Here is a 17,031-nt window from a genome sequence, read left to right as displayed (position 1 = left end):
CTACGGATGGGGCGATTGCTGATCGGGTACCAAAACGATTGTCGAGTGACCGCTTTGGTTTGCCCGGGGTCGATTTATCTGGATTTATTGCGCGCTTTTGGCGTTAAGCGCCTTGATCAGCCCGTCGATGCCGTTGCGGCCGATTTCCTGGGAGAACTGATTGCGATAGTTTTGGATCAGCCAGATACCTTCGACGTTGAGGTCGTAGACTTTCCAGCCGGCGTCGGTTTGTTCAAGGCGATAATCCACGCCGATGGGGCTGCTGTTGGGTTGCGAAACCGAGGTGCGTACGACTGCGTCGTCTGCGTTGGGGTCACCTCGAAACGGCGCAACATCGATGGTGGTGTCGGGGGTAACGCGCGTAAAGGCGCCGCTGTAGGTGCGGATGAGGGTGCCGGTAAAGGCTTTGACCAGCGCCTCTTTTTGAGCATCGGATGCCTGACGCCAGTGGCGGCCGGCTGCCAGGCGGGTGGTTTTGTTCATGTCGACATAGGGCAGGGCATACTGGCGCACCAGTGCGGTGATCTCGCCGACGTCGCCACCGAGTGCCTTGGGGTTGGCCTTGACGGCCTCAAGCATGTTGTTGGCCACGGCGCCCAGAAATACATTGGGGGCGGCTTTTGGATCAACCGTGTGTTGGGCCTGGGCGGCTGGCGTGATGCACAAGGCCAGGGTGCAGGCCAGCAGGCAAGACTGAAAGAAAAGACGAAATTTATTCAAAAACAATGACTGCATAGTGCGTGCTCCTGGGGTCGCCGGTGTGTTGGCTGTCTGGTTGGTTTGACGGATGGCCTGCCCGAGGAAGGGCGGCCATCCCGCACCAGACCCTTAGTTGCTGGGGGCTGCTTCTGGGTCGTCGTAGACCGGCAGGTTATCAGAGGGATGAGCAGCCGGCTGGCCGGCGCCGTCCAGGGTGTCCTGGGTGCTGGCGTGCTGACTGTTCTCTCTGCTATCCAGCATAGCCTTACGACGTTGCAAATAGGCATCGCGGATGAAACTGTATTTATCCAGGGCGATCTGATCGACCAGGCGGCCGGCTTCAAGCAGGTTGGCTCGGGTGTCGACGATGTATAGCCCGAGAATTGAGTTGCGCACCGGGATATTGTCGATGGCGAATACGGCTGCGGTGGGAGTAACCGGCGCGGCTAATGTTACCGCGGTGCCCACGCCGTCACGTACGGTGCTGGCGCCAAAGAAAGGCAGCACAAAATAGGGCCCTTGGCCAAAACCCCACACGCCCAGTGTCATGCCGAAGTCGTTGGGGATCTTGCGGGCGCCGTGCATGCTGGCGACATCGATACAGCCGCCAAGGCCAACGGTAGAGTTAAACAAGATGCGGCCGAAAGTGTCGACAAAATCGCGGCCACGGCCCTGCAGCAGGCTGTTGATGCCAGACCAGACGTCACCCAGGTTGCTGAACACATTATGCACACAGGTGCGCACGGGCCGGGGAGTGATGGTTTCGTAGCCAGTGGCAATGGGCTTCAGGACAGCGCGGTCGACCGCATCATTGAAGCTGTACATGCTGCGGTTGTAGGATTCCCAGGGATCGTTGGGTGACGGGTTGGGAACCTGTGCGCAGCCAGCCACCAGGGCCGCTGTGGTGACAGCGAGTATGGGTCGTATCCAGCGGGCATGCCGGGCGCGGGTAGAGGTGGCAGTGAGTTTCATGGTAAGCGGCGAGCCGGGTCGTGAGGCCTGAGACAAAATATGATGCGCATTGTAACCTCCGTACCCATTTGTGCGGTGTGGCTGCGGATGTGTGGCGGATCAGTGCGCTACGCTGCCTGATGCGGATCCTGGTGCAGCGGCTGAGCCTTCTTTTTCGGCTGAGTTGTACAGGAATTTGCTGATGAGATCCTCGAGGACGACAGCAGACTGTGTGAACTTGATGATGCCGCCATCAGCCAAGGTTTTGTCTTCGCCCCCTGGGGTCACGCCGATGTATTGCTCGCCCAGCAGGCCCGAGGTAAGGATGGACACGGAGGAGTCGGTGGGGAACGTGTATTGCTGTTCGAGATCAAGCTGGACGCTGGCCTGGAAGCGTTGGTTGTCAAAGCCGATGGACGCTACCCGGCCCACCACAACCCCGCTGCTTTTTACAGGCGCCCGTACTTTCAGGCTGCCGACGTTGTCGAAGTAAGCCTGCACCCGGTAGGTGGGCGCAAAAGAAAATGAGCTCATGTTGCCGGCACGCAGGGCCAGAAACACCAACGCGATCAGGCCCAACAAAATAAACAGGCCGACCCAGAAATCAGTTTTTTCTCGTGTCATGAAAAGGTTTCCTTAGTGCGCGAACATCAGTGCGGTGAGCAGAAAATCGAGGCCCAGTACCGCCAGCGCGCCATTGACTACCGTGCGGGTGGTGGCCCGCGAGACGCCTTCGGGGGTAGGTTTGGATGTCCAGCCCTGATGCAGGGCGATGAGCGTCACCACCACCCCAAACACCAGGCTTTTGATGACCCCATTGAGTACATCGTCGACCACATCGACGCCGCCTTGCATTTGTGACCAAAAGGCGCCGGGGTCGATGCCGATAAGGACGACACCCACAAACCAGCCTCCCAGCACACCAACCATCGAAAAGAAAGCGGCCAGAATCGGCATGGCGATGACGCCACCCCAGAATCGGGGCACTAGGACGCGGCGGATAGGGTCGACAGCCATGACTTCCATGGCGGCGATTTGTTCTCCGGCTTTCATCAGGCCGATTTCTGCAGTCAGCGAGGTACCTGCCCGGCCTGCAAACAGCAGTGCGGTGACTACTGGCCCGAGCTCTCGGGTGAGCGAGAGTGCAACCAGCAGCCCCAAGGCTTCTTCGGATCCGTAGCGGTTGAGTGTGTAATAGCCTTGCAGGCCCAGTACAAAGCCGACAAAAAGGCCAGATACACCAATGATCAGCAAGGAGTGGTTGCCGATGAAATGAACTTGCTGGGAGGTAAGGCGCGGCCGGCGCCACAGGATGCTGCTGCGTGCAAGGATGGCTGTGAACAGGCGCGCAAACCCGCCCAGGCTGATCAGCAGATTAACGAAGGCGCGCCCCAGTGTGGCGATGCGTTGAAATGGCTTCATGCGGCGCCTCTGCGGGCAGCGAACCAGCGTTCGAAGGCTGGTGTGAGCGGATAGTGAAAGCCGATTGGGCCGTCTGGGCGCCCCTGCAGGAACTGCTGGAGGTATTCGTCCTGAGCAGCGGACAGCTGGGCAGGGCTGCCGTGGGCCATCAGCTTGCCCTGGCCGATGAGGTATACCTGATCGACGATGGCAAAGGACTCGGCCACATCATGCGTGATGAGGATGGACGCGCAGCCCAGTTGGTCTGTCATGTTGCGGATAAGCTGCGCCGTAATGCCCAGTGAAATGGGGTCGAGGCCGGCGAAGGGCTCATCGTAGAGGATGAGCTCGGGCTCGAGGACAATGGCACGGGCCAGTGCCACGCGGCGCGCCATGCCGCCTGAGATTTCGGAGATACGAAGGTGTGCTGCATGGCGCAGGCCAACTGCCTGCAACTTGTCGAGTACGCGCTCGAGGATTTGCTGCTCTGATATACAGGTGTGTTCGCGTAGCGGAAACGCCACGTTTTCGAAGACGTCGAGGTCTGTGAACAGGGCACCGCCTTGAAACAGCACCCCCATGCGCTGGCGGGTTTCGCGCAGGGCTTCGCCGTGCAGGGTGGCGATATCGTGCCCGAAAACGGTGATGCTGCCCGCCTGGGCGGGCAACTGCCCGGTGACGGCGCGCAACAAGGTGGTTTTTCCTGAGCCTGAACCGCCCATCATGGCCACAACCTGGCCCGGCAGGACTTCGAGATCGATGTCGCGCAGCACGGTGAAGTCGCCATAGCCCAGCGATACGCCGGTAAAGGTGACAAGAGGTTTGGGGAGGTTAGACATGAAGTGAGCGGGCTCCGTTCTATGCAGGAGATTGTACCTGCTGCCCATCTGGCTGCGGGGTTTGCCTGCAGCCAGATACCTGCTCAGGGGGCGATGAGTGCGTCAGCGTGGCAGCTGGGATGTACCCATCAGATACTCGTCTACAGACCGTGCGCATTGTCGGCCTTCACGGATCGCCCAGACCACCAGCGATTGGCCGCGTCGCATGTCGCCGGCCGCAAATACCTTGGGCCGTGAGCTACAGTAGTCGTCCGTGGTGGCACGGATATTGCCTCGTGGATCGCGCTCGACACCGAAGGCATCCAGCACCGTGCGCATTGGTGAGACAAAACCCATCGCCAGCAGCACGAGATCAGCCTGAATTTCAAATTGCGAGTCTTTGACTTCGCGCATTTTCATCTGCCCGGTGGCCTTGTCCTTGAACCATTCCAGGCGTGTGGCCACCAGCTTTTCCACCTTGCCGCCCTTGCCTTCGAACGCCTGGGTGCCGACAGCCCAATCGCGTTGGCAGCCTTCTTCATGCGAGGACGACGTGCGTAACTTGATGGGCCAATAGGGCCATACCAGCAGTTTGTCTTCCTCTTCGGGAGGGCGGAACATCAGCTCAAACTGTGTCACCGAGGCAGCCCCCTGACGATTGCTGGTGCCTACGCAGTCCGAGCCGGTGTCACCGCCGCCGATGACGATCACATGCTTGCCTTTGGCGTTGATTGGCTTGGCGATCCGGTCTCCGTGGTTGACCTTGTTTTGCTGGCGCAGAAAGTCCATGGCAAAGTGCACGCCCCGCAGATCGCGTCCGGGCACGGGCAGGTCGCGAGGCTGTTCGCAGCCGCCAGACAGGACCACGGCATCGTGCTGGGCCAGCAGATCGTCCGGAGAGATGACATTCAGGCCGTCTTCTGCATGTTCGGGCAGCCCGATGTAGGTGGACGGGAAAAACTCGACCCCTTCGGCCTCCATCTGTGCCAGACGCCGGTCGATATGGATTTTCTCGAGTTTGAAGTCGGGGATGCCATAGCGCAGCAAGCCGCCGATGCGATTGTTTTTCTCAAATACCGACACGGTGTGGCCCGCACGCGCCAGTTGTTGTGCACAGGCCAACCCTGCGGGGCCGGAACCTACGACGGCTACCCGTTTGCCTGTTTTTCGCGCGGGTGGCTGGGGGACAACCCATCCTTCTTGCCAGCCGCGCTCGATGATGGTGTGTTCGATGGATTTGATGCCGACTGCGGTGTCGTTCAGGTTAAGCGTGCAGGCGGCCTCGCAGGGGGCGGGGCAGATGCGGCCGGTGAACTCCGGAAAGTTGTTGGTGGACAGCAGCGTGTCCAGCGCGCGCTTCCAGTCCTGCTTGTACACCAGGTCGTTCCAGTCGGGGATGATGTTGTTGACTGGACAGGCGTGGGTACAAAAAGGTACGCCGCAATCCATGCATCGGGCACCCTGTACGCGCGCTTCCTCGTCGGTAAGCGGTGAGACAAACTCCTTCCAGTGGTGCAGTCTGGACTCGGGGGCCTCGTAGGCAGGCTTGACCCGGGCAAATTCCATGAAACCAGTGATTTTTCCCATGATGCAATATTCCTTCAGGCGGCCAGATCGCGGGCCTGTGACGCTTGCCACAGTTCGCCCAGTGCGCGGCGGTATTCGGTGGGGGTGGCTTTGACAAACGCAAGGCGTGCCTGGCCCCAGTCATCCAGTATTTCGCGTGCGCGGAAACTGCCGGTTTGGCGGAAATGGTTTTCCACCAGCCGGTGCACGATAGTTTCGTCGGTTTCATGTTCACTTTCACGCGTCTGGTGATGCCAATACTGGACATCGCCGGCCTGTTTCTGGGCCTCATGTGTGGGCATGGGCTCCAACAGCACCATATCGGTATTGCACCGCTTGGCCAGAAGATGCTCAGGATCCCAGACATAGGCAACACCGCCCGACATCCCCGCGGCAAAGTTGCGCCCCGTTTCACCCAGCACCACCACGGTGCCGCCCGTCATGTATTCGCAGCCATGGTCGCCGGTGCCTTCCACCACTGCGACTGCACCTGAGTTGCGCACGGCAAAGCGTTCGCCTGCCACGCCGTTGAAGTACGCTTCGCCACCGGTGGCACCGTACAGCACCGTGTTGCCGGCAATGATATGGTCTGGCCCGAAGCCGCGGAAATCGTTGGGTGAGCGCACAATCAGGCGCCCGCCGGAGAGCCCCTTGCCCACGTAGTCGTTGGCTTCACCCACCAGATCCAGTGTGATGCCGTGGGCCAGAAATGCGCCAAAGCTTTGGCCGGCTGCACCGTTGCACTGGATGTGGATGGTGTCGTCGGGCAGACCCTCGTGGCCGTAGCGGCGTGCCACTTCACCGGACAGCATGGCGCCGATTGTACGGTTGCGGTTGCGTACCGGTGTGATGAATGACACTTTTTCGCCACGATCCAGAGCAGCCTTGCTGCGCTCGATCAGTTGGTGATCGAGCGCGTGGGTCAGCCCGTGGTCTTGTGTGTCGGTGTGATGCACGGGGTCGTCAGATTCGACCTGATGGAAAATCCGGCTGAAATCCAGCCCATGGGCTTTCCAGTGGCTGATGCCTTTGCGCATATCCAGCAGATCCACCCGGCCGATTAGCTCGTCAAATGTGCGGATCCCCAGTTGCGCCATGATTTCGCGAACTTCTTCAGCCACAAAGAAGAAGTAATTCACGACGTACTCAGGCTTGCCATTAAATTTTTTGCGCAAGGTGGGATCTTGCGTGGCCACGCCCGTGGGGCAGGTGTTTAGATGGCATTTGCGCATCATCACGCAGCCTTCAACAATCAGCGGAGCCGTGGCAAAGCCGCACTCGTCGGCACCCAGCATGGCTGCGATCGCCACGTCGCGGCCAGTTTTCATCTGTCCGTCGGCCTGTACGCGGATACGGCTGCGCAAACGGTTCATTACCAGGGTTTGCTGTGTCTCGGCCAGCCCCAGCTCCCAGGGGATGCCCACGTGCTTGATGGATGACACGGGCGAAGCACCGGTACCGCCATCGTGGCCGGCAATCACCACGTGATCAGCCTTGGCCTTGGCTACGCCTGTGGCCACCGTGCCGACGCCCACTTCAGCCACCAGCTTCACCGAGATCGAGGCTTCCTGATTGACGTTTTTGAGGTCGTGGATAAGTTGCGCCAGATCTTCGATCGAATAAATATCATGGTGTGGCGGAGGCGAGATCAGGCCTACGCCAGGCACTGAGTAGCGCAGTTGTGCAATGTAGTCCGACACCTTGTGGCCGGGCAGTTGGCCTCCCTCACCCGGTTTGGCCCCTTGGGCCATCTTGATCTGGATCTGGTCGGCACTGCACAGGTATTCGGCGGTGACACCGAAGCGGCCCGAGGCCACCTGTTTGATGCGCGAGCGCAGGGAGTCGCCGGCTGCCAGGGGGATGTCGGCCACGATGCGGTCTTTGCCCAGTACCGATGCGATCGAGTCACCCTTGCGAACCGTGGGTTTGCCGGCGCGCATTTCGGCGCGATAGCGCAAAGCATCTTCGCCGCCTTCGCCGGTATTGGACTTGCCGCCAATACGGTTCATGGCCACTGCCAGCGTGGTGTGTGCTTCGGTGGAGATTGACCCCAAGGACATGGCGCCTGTGGCAAACCGTTTGACGATCTCCTTGGCGGGCTCCACCTCGGACAGCGGGATGGCGCGGGCGGGATCCACCCGAAATTCAAACAGGCCGCGCAGCGTCATGTGCCGGCGGGATTGATCGTTGATAAGCTGTGCGTACTCTTTGAAGGTGGAGTAGTTGTTGGCGCGCGTGGCATGTTGCAGCTTGGCAATCGAATCGGGTGTCCAGAGGTGCTGCTCGCCACGGATCCGAAACGCGTAGTCGCCGCCTTCATCCAGCCGGTCGGTAAGGACAGGATCGGTGCTGAAAGCCGCCTGGTGAGCGCGCATGGCCTCTTCGGCCACCTGGAAAATATCAATGCCTTCGATATTGCTGGGTGTGCCGCTGAAGTATTTCTTCACCAGGCTGTTGTGCAGTCCGACCGCCTCGAAAATCTGCGCGCCGGTGTACGACATATAGGTTGAGATGCCCATCTTGGACATCACTTTTTTCAGCCCCTTGCCGATTGCCTTGATGTAGTTTTGAGTGGCGTGCGGGATTGTTGCTTCCATGCCCGCCAGGGTTTCCAGGGCCAGCCAAGGGTGGATGGCTTCTGCACCATAGCCGGCCAGCAGTGCAAAGTGATGGGTCTCACGCGCCGAGCCGGTTTCCACGATCAGGCCAGTCTTGGTGCGCAGCCCCGAGCGGATCAGATGCTGGTGGATGGCTGAGGTGGCCAGCAAGGCCGGGATCGCTACACGATCGGCATCTACCAGACGGTCGCTGAGGAGCAGGATGTTGTTGCCACTGCGCACGGCATCCGCCGCGGTGGCACACAAGGAGGCCAGACAGGCTTCGATCCCTTCACGGCCCCAGACCACGGGATAAGTGATGTCCAGCTCGCAGCAGCGGAACTTATCGTTGGTCTGGCGACTGATGTGACGCAGTTGCGCCATTGCGGCCTGATCCAGTATGGGCTGGTTGATTTCCAGTCGCAGGGGCGGGTTGACGTTGTTAATATCCAGCAGATTGGGCTTGGGCCCGATGAAGGACACCAATGACATCACCAGTTGTTCGCGGATAGGGTCAATCGGTGGGTTGGTCACCTGGGCAAACATCTGCCGAAAATAGTTGTAAAACGGTTTCGGACGGTCGGAGAGCACGGTCAGGGGGGCGTCGTTGCCCATCGAGCCAATTGCTTCCTGGCCGGTGGCGGCCATGGGTTCGAGGATGAATTTGAAGTCTTCCTGCGTCCATCCAAAGGCTTGCTGGCGATCCAACAAGCTGGCGATGGGGGCGGGTGTGTCGTCGTCTTTTACGACAGGCAGGTCGTCCAGCTTCATGCGTAGCCGCTCGATCCACTGCGGGTAGGGATGCGCGTTGGCCAGCTGGGATTTGATCTCTTCGTCTTCGATGATGCGGCCTTGCTGCAGGTCGATCAACAGCATCTTGCCCGGCTGCAGGCGCCATTTTTTGATAATGCGGTGCTCGGGGATTTGCAGCGTGCCGGCCTCGGAGGCCAGCACCACTATATTGTCGTCGGTGATCAAGTAGCGTGCAGGGCGCAGGCCATTGCGGTCGAGCGTGGCGCCAATCTGGCGGCCATCAGTAAACGCCACGGCGGCCGGCCCGTCCCAGGGCTCCATCATGGCCGCATGGTATTCATAGAATGCGCGCCGGGATTCATCCATATCGGCGTGCTGCTCCCAGGCCTCGGGAATCATGATCATCATGGCGTGCGCCAGCGAGTAGCCGGACATCACGAGCAGCTCAAGGCAGTTATCAAACGTCGCCGTGTCGGATTGCCCTTCGTAGACAATCGGATAAAGCTTGGCGAGATCGTCGCCCAGCACTGCCGAGGACATCACGCCCTCGCGGGCGCGCAGCCAGTTGAAGTTACCCTTTACGGTATTGATTTCGCCATTGTGGGCAATCATCCGGTAAGGGTGCGCCAGCGGCCAGGCCGGGAAGGTGTTGGTCGAAAAACGCTGGTGCACCAGCGCCAGGGCTGATACGGCACGCGTATCGGCCAGGTCTCGGTAGTACACCCCCACCTGGCTGGCCAGCAACAGGCCCTTGTACACCACGGTGCGTACCGAAATGGACGGTACAAAGTATTCCTGCCCGTGTGCCAGTTGCATGCGCTGGATGGCGTGACTGGCGGTCTTGCGGATGACATACAGTTTGCGTTCCAGGGCGTCGGGCACCATGATGTCCGGCCCGCGGCCAATAAACAGCTGCCGGATCACGGGCTCACAGGCACGCACGGTGGGCGACATTTGCATGTCGTGGTCGATGGGGACATCGCGCCAGCCCAGTACGACCTGACCTTCATCGCGCACGGCCCGCTCCAACTCGCGCTCGCATGCCAGGCGGGAGGCCGTTTCTTTGGGCAAAAACACCATGGCCACGCCGTAGTCGTCGGGAGGCGGCAGACATACGCCCAGACTGGCCATTTCGTCGCGGTAGAGCTGATCGGGGATCTGGATCAGGATGCCGGCCCCGTCGCCCATCAGTTCGTCTGCACCCACGGCACCCCGGTGATTCAGGTTTTCCAGAATCTTCAGCGCCTGCTGAATGATGGTGTGGCTTTTGGTGCCTTCAATGTGGGCCACAAAGCCCACGCCACAGGCGTCGTGCTCGTATTCGGGGTGGTAGAGGCCCTGGGCGGCAGGCAGGCCGGGAGGGCAATAGGCAGGGTGTGTCATGGCAGGGCTCTTCAGGCAAAATCGCAGAGTCCACCGTCGCCGGTGGAATAAGAAAATTACGCTGTGGAGCCCTGATTCACAACAGCTTTTTATATGATGTGTCCCCTATTATTTTGTTCAGCAGAAAGTTAGCATTGAATTGGGGACGTATCAATAAATTTGAAAGGATTAAGTATAGACGTAAAAAACACTATTCTGTTCATGGTCAGTTTTGGCCAAAATCCAAAAAATATTGTGCTGTGTACGGTTTGCCACATCACCCCTGCAGGCGTGGATTACGCCAAGCTGATTATCCCTGTGCCGGCTGAAGCAATCCGTCGATCAGCACATGGGGCAGGCCTCGCGAGCAGGTTTCAACCCGCGCGTCCACCTGATAGACATCAGCCAGGGTTTTGGGGGTGATAACGGTCTTTGGTGAGCCTTGGCCCACCAGCGTGCCCGCCTGGATCAGCAGGGCGTCGTCACAGCGCTGAAGTGCGATGTTCAGATCGTGCAGCACGATCAGGGTAGTGAGCCCTTGAGTGAGGGTCTCCTGGCGCAGGAGATCCATTACATGGCACTGGTAATTCAAGTCCAAGGCAGACAAGGGTTCATCCAGAAGCAGCAGGCGTGGCGTGCGGATCAGGGCCTGTGCCAGGCCCACAAGTTGCTTTTGGCCGCCCGATAGCTCGTCCAGATAGCGCATCGCCAGGTGTTCTATACCCAGCCGTTCGAGCATCTGCAAAATATGCTGTGGGCTGACCTGCGGCGCCTGGGGGGCCAGATCAGATGCCCGGGCCGCCACCATGACAGACTCAAAGACTCTCAGGTGCAGGGCCGGTGGCAGGGATTGCGGCAGGTACACCACTTGATGGGCGCGCTGCTCAAACGATAGCTTTGTGAGATTGAGATTGTTGAGCAACACTTGGCCATTGCAGGCAAGAAGACCCGCAACGGCCTTTAGCAGCGTGGATTTGCCACTGCCGTTGGGGCCCAGCACGGCCACCAGCCGGCCCGGGGCCAATGGCCCGGCGTTTAGCGGCTGGATGGCCGTCTGCCGGCCGTATGCCACCGAGAGATCCTGAATCTCCAACATGGTTAGCGCTTGCCTGGGTTCATTTCACTTCTCTGCGTAAAACAACTGACAGGAAAAACGGTACCCCGATCAGCGAGGTCACGATCCCGACGGGCACGAGAACCCCTGGAACCATATTTTTTGAGGCAATCGAGGCCAGCGACAAGATGACACCACCCACCAAAGCACTGCCAGGCAGATAAAAGCGGTGATCTTCGCCAAACAGGCGCCGGGCGATATGCGGGGCAATAAGACCCACAAAACCAATGGTGCCCACAAACGAAACGGCCAGGGCCGCCAGGATGCTGATGCGCACCAGCGCCTTGAGCCGCAAGCGCGGTACGTTGATGCCAAAGCTGGCTGCGCGGTCTTCGCCCAGGCGCAAGGCGGTCAGTTTCCAAGTATCGCGCAGCGACCAGGGCAACAGCAGCCCGATCACCAGCAGCAAGATCCATAGTCGGGGCCAGGATGCCCGTGTGAGGCTGCCCATCGTCCAGAACACTAGATCTTGCAGGGCCTGGGCGCTGGCGATGAACTGCACGAGAGACACCGCCGCATTAAAAGAAAACACCAATGCGATGCCAAACAGAATCAGGCTGGAGGTGCCCATGCCACCCCAACGGGCGACCAGATCAAGCACTAGCGCCGACAGCAGGGCGAAGACGAAGGCGTTGACTGCAACTGTCCAGGCTTGCGGCACTCCGGGCAGGGATATGCCCAGCACAATCACCAGTGATGCGCCAAAGGCCGCCGCAGAGGAGATGCCCAGGGTAAACGGGCTGGCCAGGGGGTTGTTCAAGATGGTCTGCATCTCGCCACCCGCCAGCCCCAGCGCCAGCCCTACCGCCACGGCCATCAGTGCGGAAGGTAGGCGGATATCCCAGACAATGACGCGAAGTGTGGGGTTGGCCTGCGCAGGCTGAAGCAAGGCCTGGCGGAGATCTTCCCAGCCCAGGCCAGAGGGGCCAAGCGTGAAATCCGCCAGTATGGAAATCAGGATGATGAACCCAAGCAAGGACACTAGCAGCCAGCGACGGCGCAGCAGTTGCTGATATTGCCGCATGGTGTCGGGAAGGGGGCCTGGTGCGGCGTTCATGGGCTGACCACTTTTCTGGGCCGCCCTCTTGGGGCCGGGCTGACGCGTCGCGAGGCCAGTCGACCCAGGTGGCTTAGAAAGATTTTCTCGCCCAGTGCCCATTGTCCATGCAGGGCGGCTTCGATCTGGCTATTTTGTGCGGCCGGTAGGCCGGCCGTCAGGCGCTTGCGCCAGGCGGCCTGGCGGGCGAATGGCGTGTCGCCCTCTTGCCAGTAGTCCGGATGGTCCAGCAGGCAACCCGTGAAGGCGCTTGCTTGGCCTGCGTGCTCTGCGGCGGATGACCATGGCCATTGCGTGGCGCTGGCCACCAGGCCGGTTTGCGCAGCCAGCGATTCAACCCACAGCATCGCGGGTAGTACCCAGCGGCCCGGCTCAAGCAAGGCGTTGTGATAGCGCCCGGCATATACCCGGGTGCGCAGCAGCCCGGAACCCATTCTTCGTCCCAGGGCCTGCATCAGGCGCGAGAGCGAACGGGGATCTCCGGGAGTGGCGAGCAGGGTGATGCGGTCGGGCAACACCGCCCAGGCATGGATGGCCACGGCTGGCAGGCTGCTGCCGGCAGTAGCGGATGTGATGAGTGGCGCAGGCCCGGGTGGCAGGCGCGTGGCGTGGGAGAAGGTCTGTGCTTCCGCTGCCAGCCAGGTGGCAATCGTATTAAGGGCCGCTTCTGGCGTGGGCGCATCGGCAGTCGCCAGTGCCCGGGCAAACCGGGCTTCCAGCAGTTGCGGAATCCGTGGAGCATACAGACGGGGTAGGCGAGCCATGAGTGGGCGGTGCAGCCATTGCTGGCCGAAATAGCCTAGGAAGGCTTAGATTGTATAGAACTCGACATCCGAGGTTACGTTGGATGTGCTGCGAGCATGCTCTATGCATGCCAGAATGGTGGATAGCTTTGGCTGCAGAGTTCCATCAGAAAGCAATTCAAACGATCGTTTGAATTTTTACTATAAATCAGCGACAATCGAAGAATCGGCTTTCGGATAGAGCTCCCAGCGGTCAGGGGCTGACCTGCCAAGGAGCCGCCCATCCGAACCTTCCATCACCGAGAGAGGACACCTTATCATGCAAACCAGTCAGTCCGCCCCCCTGTTTATCCGCCGTGTAGCGGTGTGTGGCGCAGGGGTTATGGGCGCCCAAATCGCGGCCCACTGTGTCAATGCCGGCGTGCCGGTGGTTCTGTTTGACCTGGCCAAAGATGACGGCCAGGGTGGCAAAAATGCGATTGTGCAGCGTGCGATTGCCCAGCTTAAAAAACTGAATCCAGCCCCTCTGGGTGTTTCCAAACTGGCCGAGCTGATCACGCCGGCTAACTACGACGAAGATCTCGCCTTGCTGGCTGATTGCGATATTGTCATCGAGGCCATTGCCGAGCGCCTGGACTGGAAACGCGACCTCTATCACAAGCTGGCGCCTGCGCTAAACCCGCATGCCATCGTTGCCAGCAATACGTCGGGCCTGTCGATCACGTCTTTGTCCGAAGCCCTGCCCGAAACCCTCCGGCACCGGTTTTGCGGTGTGCACTTTTTCAATCCGCCGCGCTATATGGCGCTGGTTGAACTGATCCCCACAGGGGCTACCGAGCCGGCACTGCTGGATCACCTTGAAACCTTCCTGGTGTCGCAGTTGGGCAAAGGGGTGGTGCGGGCAAAAGACACGCCCAACTTCATTGGCAATCGCATTGGCGTGTTTGGGATCCTGTCTGTGTTCCATCACACCGCTGCCTTTGATCTCCCCTACGAGCTGGTCGACGACCTGACAGGCACCCGCCTGGGTCGCGCAAAATCAGGCACCTATCGTACGGCTGATGTCGTGGGGCTGGATACACTGGCACACGTCATCGACACGATGAAAGATCAGTTGCCTGACGACCCCTTCCATGCGCATTTCACGATCCCCCCTGTGTTGGCGGGTCTGATTGAAAAAGGTGCGCTGGGCCAGAAAGCCAAGGCGGGCTTTTTCAAGAAAGAAGGCAAGCAGATCCTGCGCATGGATCCCAAGGCCGGTCAGTATGTGCCTTCTGGCGAGAAAGCCGATGACGAGGTCAAGGAAATCCTGAAAGAGCGAGATCCCGCCAAGCGGCTGCAGGCGCTGCATGACTCCGATCATCCCCAGGCCCAGTTTGTGTGGGCCGTCCTGAGGGACACCTTCCATTACAGCGCTGTCCATCTGGGCGAGATCGCCGATAGCGCACGCGAGTTGGATCAGGCCATGAAATGGGGCTTCGGGCACAGCTTTGGGCCTTTCGAAATTTGGCAGGCAGCTGGTTGGCAACGCGTGGCAGGCTGGATCAACGAGGATATCGCCGCAGGCAAAACCTTGTCGTCCGCGCCGTTGCCCCAGTGGGCCACACAGGGCACGGTGTGGGAAACCCAGGCTGTGCATACACCAGAGGGCTCGTACAGCCCGGCGCGCAACGTCTACGTACCGCGCAGCACCTTGCCGGTGTATCAGCGCCAGATCGGGGCACCCCGGCTGGTGGGCGAAGGCCCGGCGCTGGTGCCTCAGGTTGTCTACGAAAACGACGCCATCTTGTGCTGGACCTTGCCACAGCCGCATCCGCAAAATGTGCTGATCGCATCCTTCAAGACCAAAATGCATACGCTTAGCCCCGATGTGGTGCGCGGTGTGACGCATGCGGTTGATCTGGCAGAGCAGGGCTACAAAGCACTGGTCATCGGCCAACTCGAAGACCCTTTCTCGGCAGGGGCTGATCTGAAAGCCATGCTGCCGGCTTTCATGACCGGTGGTGTCAAGGCGGTTGAGCCCATCCAAAAAGAAATGCAGGATATGGTGCTGCGGGTGCGCTATGCCCAGGTGCCGGTGGTGGCAGCCGTGGCCGGCCTGGCACTGGGCGGTGGCTGCGAGCTCTCCGTGCATTGTGCCCGTCGTGTGGCGCACCTCGAAACCTACATTGGTCTGGTTGAGGTAGGTATCGGCCTGGTGCCGGGTGCGGGTGGCATGACGTACAGTGCGCGCCGTGCAGCCGAGATCCAGGCCCAGTCGGCCCCGGATGCGCCTTTGCTGGCTTATGTCAAAAACTTTGTGCTGTCCGTGGCCACGGCCCGTGTGTCCAAATCGGCACTCGAAGCGCGTGAGATCGGCTACCTGCGGGATTCCGATCCTATCGTGATGAACCGCCACGAGCTGCTGTATGTGGCGGTGCGCGAGGCAGCCAACCTGGCCGAGCAAGGGTATCGTCCACCGCTGCCCGCCCGCTTTGCGGTCGCCGGCCGGGATGCCATCGCAACCTTGCGTGCACAACTGGTGAACATGCAGGTGGGTGGTTATATCAGCGATTACGATTTTCACATTGGCCTGGAGGTGGCGACAGCCATCTGCGGTGGTGATGTCGATCCCAACAGCCTGGTGGATGAGGCCTGGATGCTCAAGCTTGAGCGCAAGGCCTTCCTGAGCCTACTGGCCAACCCCAAGACACAAGAGCGTATTGCCGGCCTGCTGCAAACCGGCAAGCCTGTCCGCAATTAAGGAGACTTTCGATGACTGCCCTGCAACAAGCTTATATCGTCGCTGCGACGCGCACGCCCATCGGCAAGGCCCCGCGCGGTATGTATTCCCATACGCGCCCGGACGACCTCCTGGCCAGAACCATCCAGGGCGTGCTGGCCCAGGCACCGAACCTTGATCCGGCCGCAATCGAGGACGCGATCGTGGGTTGCGCGATTCCCGAAGGCCCCCAGGGCCTGAACGTTGGCCGTGTGGGCGTGCTGCTGGCTGGGCTGCCTCAGTCTGTGGCGGGTGTAACGGTAAACCGCTTTTGCGCCTCCGGCCTTACAGCAGTGGCCATGGCGGCAGACCGCATCCGCGTGGGTGAGGCCGATGTGATGCTGGCCTGCGGGACAGAATCCATGAGCCTGGTGCCCACCATGGGGATCAGCACCTCTTTTAGCCCGGATGTGTATCTGAATGATGAAAACATCGGCATTGCGTATGGCATGGGTGCGACAGCCGAGCAAGTAGCCGAGCGCTGGGATATCTCGCGGGCGGACCAGGATGCCTTTGCCTTGCGCTCTCATCAGCGTGCCCTGGCCGCACAAAAAGCAGGCGAGTTCACCGATGAGATGCTGCCAGTGGAGATTGTGCGCCGGATACCGGATCTGGCAAGCGGCGAGGTGCGTGAAACCCGCCATACCGTCACACTGGATGAAGGCCCGCGGGCAGACACCAGCCTTGAAGCGCTTGCCCGTCTGCGCCCTGTGTTTGCTGCCAAGGGCAGTGTCACGGCAGGCAACAGTTCGCAAACTTCGGATGGTGCCGGTGCACTGTTGGTGGTGTCCGAGCGGGCGCTAAAAGAACACAATCTCACGCCTCTGGCGCGCTTTGTGTCTTTTGCCGTGCGCGGTGTGCCGCCTGACATCATGGGGATCGGCCCCAAAGAAGCGATTCCGGCCGTGCTCAGAAAAGCGGGTCTGCGTCTGGACCAGATGGGGTGGATCGAGCTCAATGAAGCGTTTGCGGCACAGTCGCTGGCGGTCATTCGTGATTTGGGGCTTAACGAGGATGTGGTCAATCCCATGGGGGGCGCCATCGCCTTGGGCCATCCCCTGGGGGCTACCGGAGCGATCCGCTCTGCCACCACGATCCATGCCATGCGCAGGCACAACCTGCAGTACGGCATGGTGACGATGTGCGTCGGTACCGGGATGGGCGCAGCTGGCATCTACGAGCGCTGCTGATCGGCCATTGCCCGGGCAA

The 17,031-nt window shown here is 60.2% G+C and carries 12 protein-coding genes; 2 read left to right on the top strand and 10 right to left on the bottom strand.

What is annotated here, in order from left to right; genetic code table 11:
• Positions 1–84: 84 nt before the first annotated feature.
• From WA928_RS09680 to WA928_RS09635, 10 genes are all read right to left on the bottom strand, one after another.
• Positions 85–735 (bottom strand): MlaC/ttg2D family ABC transporter substrate-binding protein, encoded by a 651-nt coding sequence (locus WA928_RS09680; protein WP_424302782.1) that lies wholly within the window; start codon positions 733–735, stop codon positions 85–87.
• 93 nt (positions 736–828) lie between these two features.
• Positions 829–1,671 (bottom strand): MlaA family lipoprotein, encoded by an 843-nt coding sequence (locus WA928_RS09675; RefSeq protein WP_424302779.1) that lies wholly within the window; start codon positions 1,669–1,671, stop codon positions 829–831.
• Positions 1,672–1,770: 99 nt separating this feature from the next.
• Complete coding sequence (gene mlaD / locus WA928_RS09670; RefSeq protein WP_424302776.1) at positions 1,771–2,274, bottom strand: outer membrane lipid asymmetry maintenance protein MlaD; 504 nt, start codon at positions 2,272–2,274, stop codon at positions 1,771–1,773.
• 12 nt (positions 2,275–2,286) lie between these two features.
• Entirely contained in the window at positions 2,287–3,072 is a 786-nt protein-coding gene (gene mlaE, locus WA928_RS09665) for a lipid asymmetry maintenance ABC transporter permease subunit MlaE (RefSeq protein ID WP_417275760.1), read from the bottom strand.
• Complete coding sequence (locus tag WA928_RS09660; protein ID WP_424302773.1) at positions 3,069–3,890, bottom strand: ABC transporter ATP-binding protein; 822 nt, start codon at positions 3,888–3,890, stop codon at positions 3,069–3,071. The genes mlaE and WA928_RS09660 overlap by 4 nt, the downstream gene beginning before the upstream one ends.
• Positions 3,891–3,992: 102 nt before the next feature.
• Positions 3,993–5,456, bottom strand: a complete 1,464-nt coding sequence (locus WA928_RS09655) for a glutamate synthase subunit beta (RefSeq protein WP_417275762.1) — start codon at positions 5,454–5,456, stop codon at positions 3,993–3,995.
• A 14-nt stretch (positions 5,457–5,470) separates the two neighbouring features.
• The gene (locus WA928_RS09650; protein ID WP_424302769.1) at positions 5,471–10,168 is read right to left on the bottom strand and encodes a glutamate synthase-related protein; all 4,698 of its coding nucleotides are present in this window, start codon (positions 10,166–10,168) and stop codon (positions 5,471–5,473) included.
• A gap of 289 nt (positions 10,169–10,457) precedes the next feature.
• Positions 10,458–11,243: an ABC transporter ATP-binding protein gene (locus tag WA928_RS09645; RefSeq protein ID WP_424302766.1), complete on the bottom strand. Its 786-nt coding sequence runs from the start codon at positions 11,241–11,243 to the stop codon at positions 10,458–10,460.
• Between the two features lie 19 nt (positions 11,244–11,262).
• Positions 11,263–12,318 (bottom strand): FecCD family ABC transporter permease, encoded by a 1,056-nt coding sequence (locus WA928_RS09640; protein WP_424302763.1) that lies wholly within the window; start codon positions 12,316–12,318, stop codon positions 11,263–11,265.
• Positions 12,315–13,082, bottom strand: a complete 768-nt coding sequence (locus WA928_RS09635; RefSeq protein ID WP_424302760.1) for a hypothetical protein — start codon at positions 13,080–13,082, stop codon at positions 12,315–12,317. Before WA928_RS09635 ends, WA928_RS09640 begins: the two co-directional genes overlap by 4 nt.
• A 298-nt stretch (positions 13,083–13,380) precedes the next feature.
• Here WA928_RS09635 and WA928_RS09630 point away from each other — a divergent pair, with 298 nt between their 5' ends.
• Both WA928_RS09630 and WA928_RS09625 read left to right on the top strand, forming a co-directional pair.
• Positions 13,381–15,804, top strand: coding sequence for a 3-hydroxyacyl-CoA dehydrogenase/enoyl-CoA hydratase family protein (locus WA928_RS09630; RefSeq protein ID WP_424302757.1), 2,424 nt, complete (start codon positions 13,381–13,383; stop codon positions 15,802–15,804).
• Positions 15,805–15,815: 11 nt separating this feature from the next.
• Positions 15,816–17,012 (top strand): acetyl-CoA C-acyltransferase, encoded by a 1,197-nt coding sequence (locus tag WA928_RS09625; RefSeq protein ID WP_424302754.1) that lies wholly within the window; start codon positions 15,816–15,818, stop codon positions 17,010–17,012.
• The last annotated feature ends 19 nt before the right edge of the window (positions 17,013–17,031 follow it).

The organism is Castellaniella sp. (assembly GCF_049651205.1).
Lineage (GTDB): Bacteria > Pseudomonadota > Gammaproteobacteria > Burkholderiales > Burkholderiaceae_B > Castellaniella.
This window is presented reverse-complemented; position numbering and strand designations above follow the sequence as displayed.

What these genes read in the sequence shown, in the direction of transcription:
- WA928_RS09630 (WP_424302757.1), top strand. Translation starts at nt 13,381, where the DNA reads ATGCAAACCAGTCAGTCCGCCCCCCTGTTTATCCGCCGTGTAGCGGTG.
- WA928_RS09650 (WP_424302769.1), bottom strand. Translation starts at nt 10,168, where the DNA reads ATGACACACCCTGCCTATTGCCCTCCCGGCCTGCCTGCCGCCCAGGGC.
- mlaD (WP_424302776.1), bottom strand. Translation starts at nt 2,274, where the DNA reads ATGACACGAGAAAAAACTGATTTCTGGGTCGGCCTGTTTATTTTGTTG.
- WA928_RS09625 (WP_424302754.1), top strand. Translation starts at nt 15,816, where the DNA reads ATGACTGCCCTGCAACAAGCTTATATCGTCGCTGCGACGCGCACGCCC.
- WA928_RS09655 (WP_417275762.1), bottom strand. Translation starts at nt 5,456, where the DNA reads ATGGGAAAAATCACTGGTTTCATGGAATTTGCCCGGGTCAAGCCTGCC.
- WA928_RS09675 (WP_424302779.1), bottom strand. Translation starts at nt 1,671, where the DNA reads ATGAAACTCACTGCCACCTCTACCCGCGCCCGGCATGCCCGCTGGATA.
- WA928_RS09680 (WP_424302782.1), bottom strand. Translation starts at nt 735, where the DNA reads ATGCAGTCATTGTTTTTGAATAAATTTCGTCTTTTCTTTCAGTCTTGC.
- WA928_RS09645 (WP_424302766.1), bottom strand. Translation starts at nt 11,243, where the DNA reads ATGTTGGAGATTCAGGATCTCTCGGTGGCATACGGCCGGCAGACGGCC.
- WA928_RS09640 (WP_424302763.1), bottom strand. Translation starts at nt 12,318, where the DNA reads ATGAACGCCGCACCAGGCCCCCTTCCCGACACCATGCGGCAATATCAG.
- mlaE (WP_417275760.1), bottom strand. Translation starts at nt 3,072, where the DNA reads ATGAAGCCATTTCAACGCATCGCCACACTGGGGCGCGCCTTCGTTAAT.
- WA928_RS09635 (WP_424302760.1), bottom strand. Translation starts at nt 13,082, where the DNA reads ATGGCTCGCCTACCCCGTCTGTATGCTCCACGGATTCCGCAACTGCTG.
- WA928_RS09660 (WP_424302773.1), bottom strand. Translation starts at nt 3,890, where the DNA reads ATGTCTAACCTCCCCAAACCTCTTGTCACCTTTACCGGCGTATCGCTG.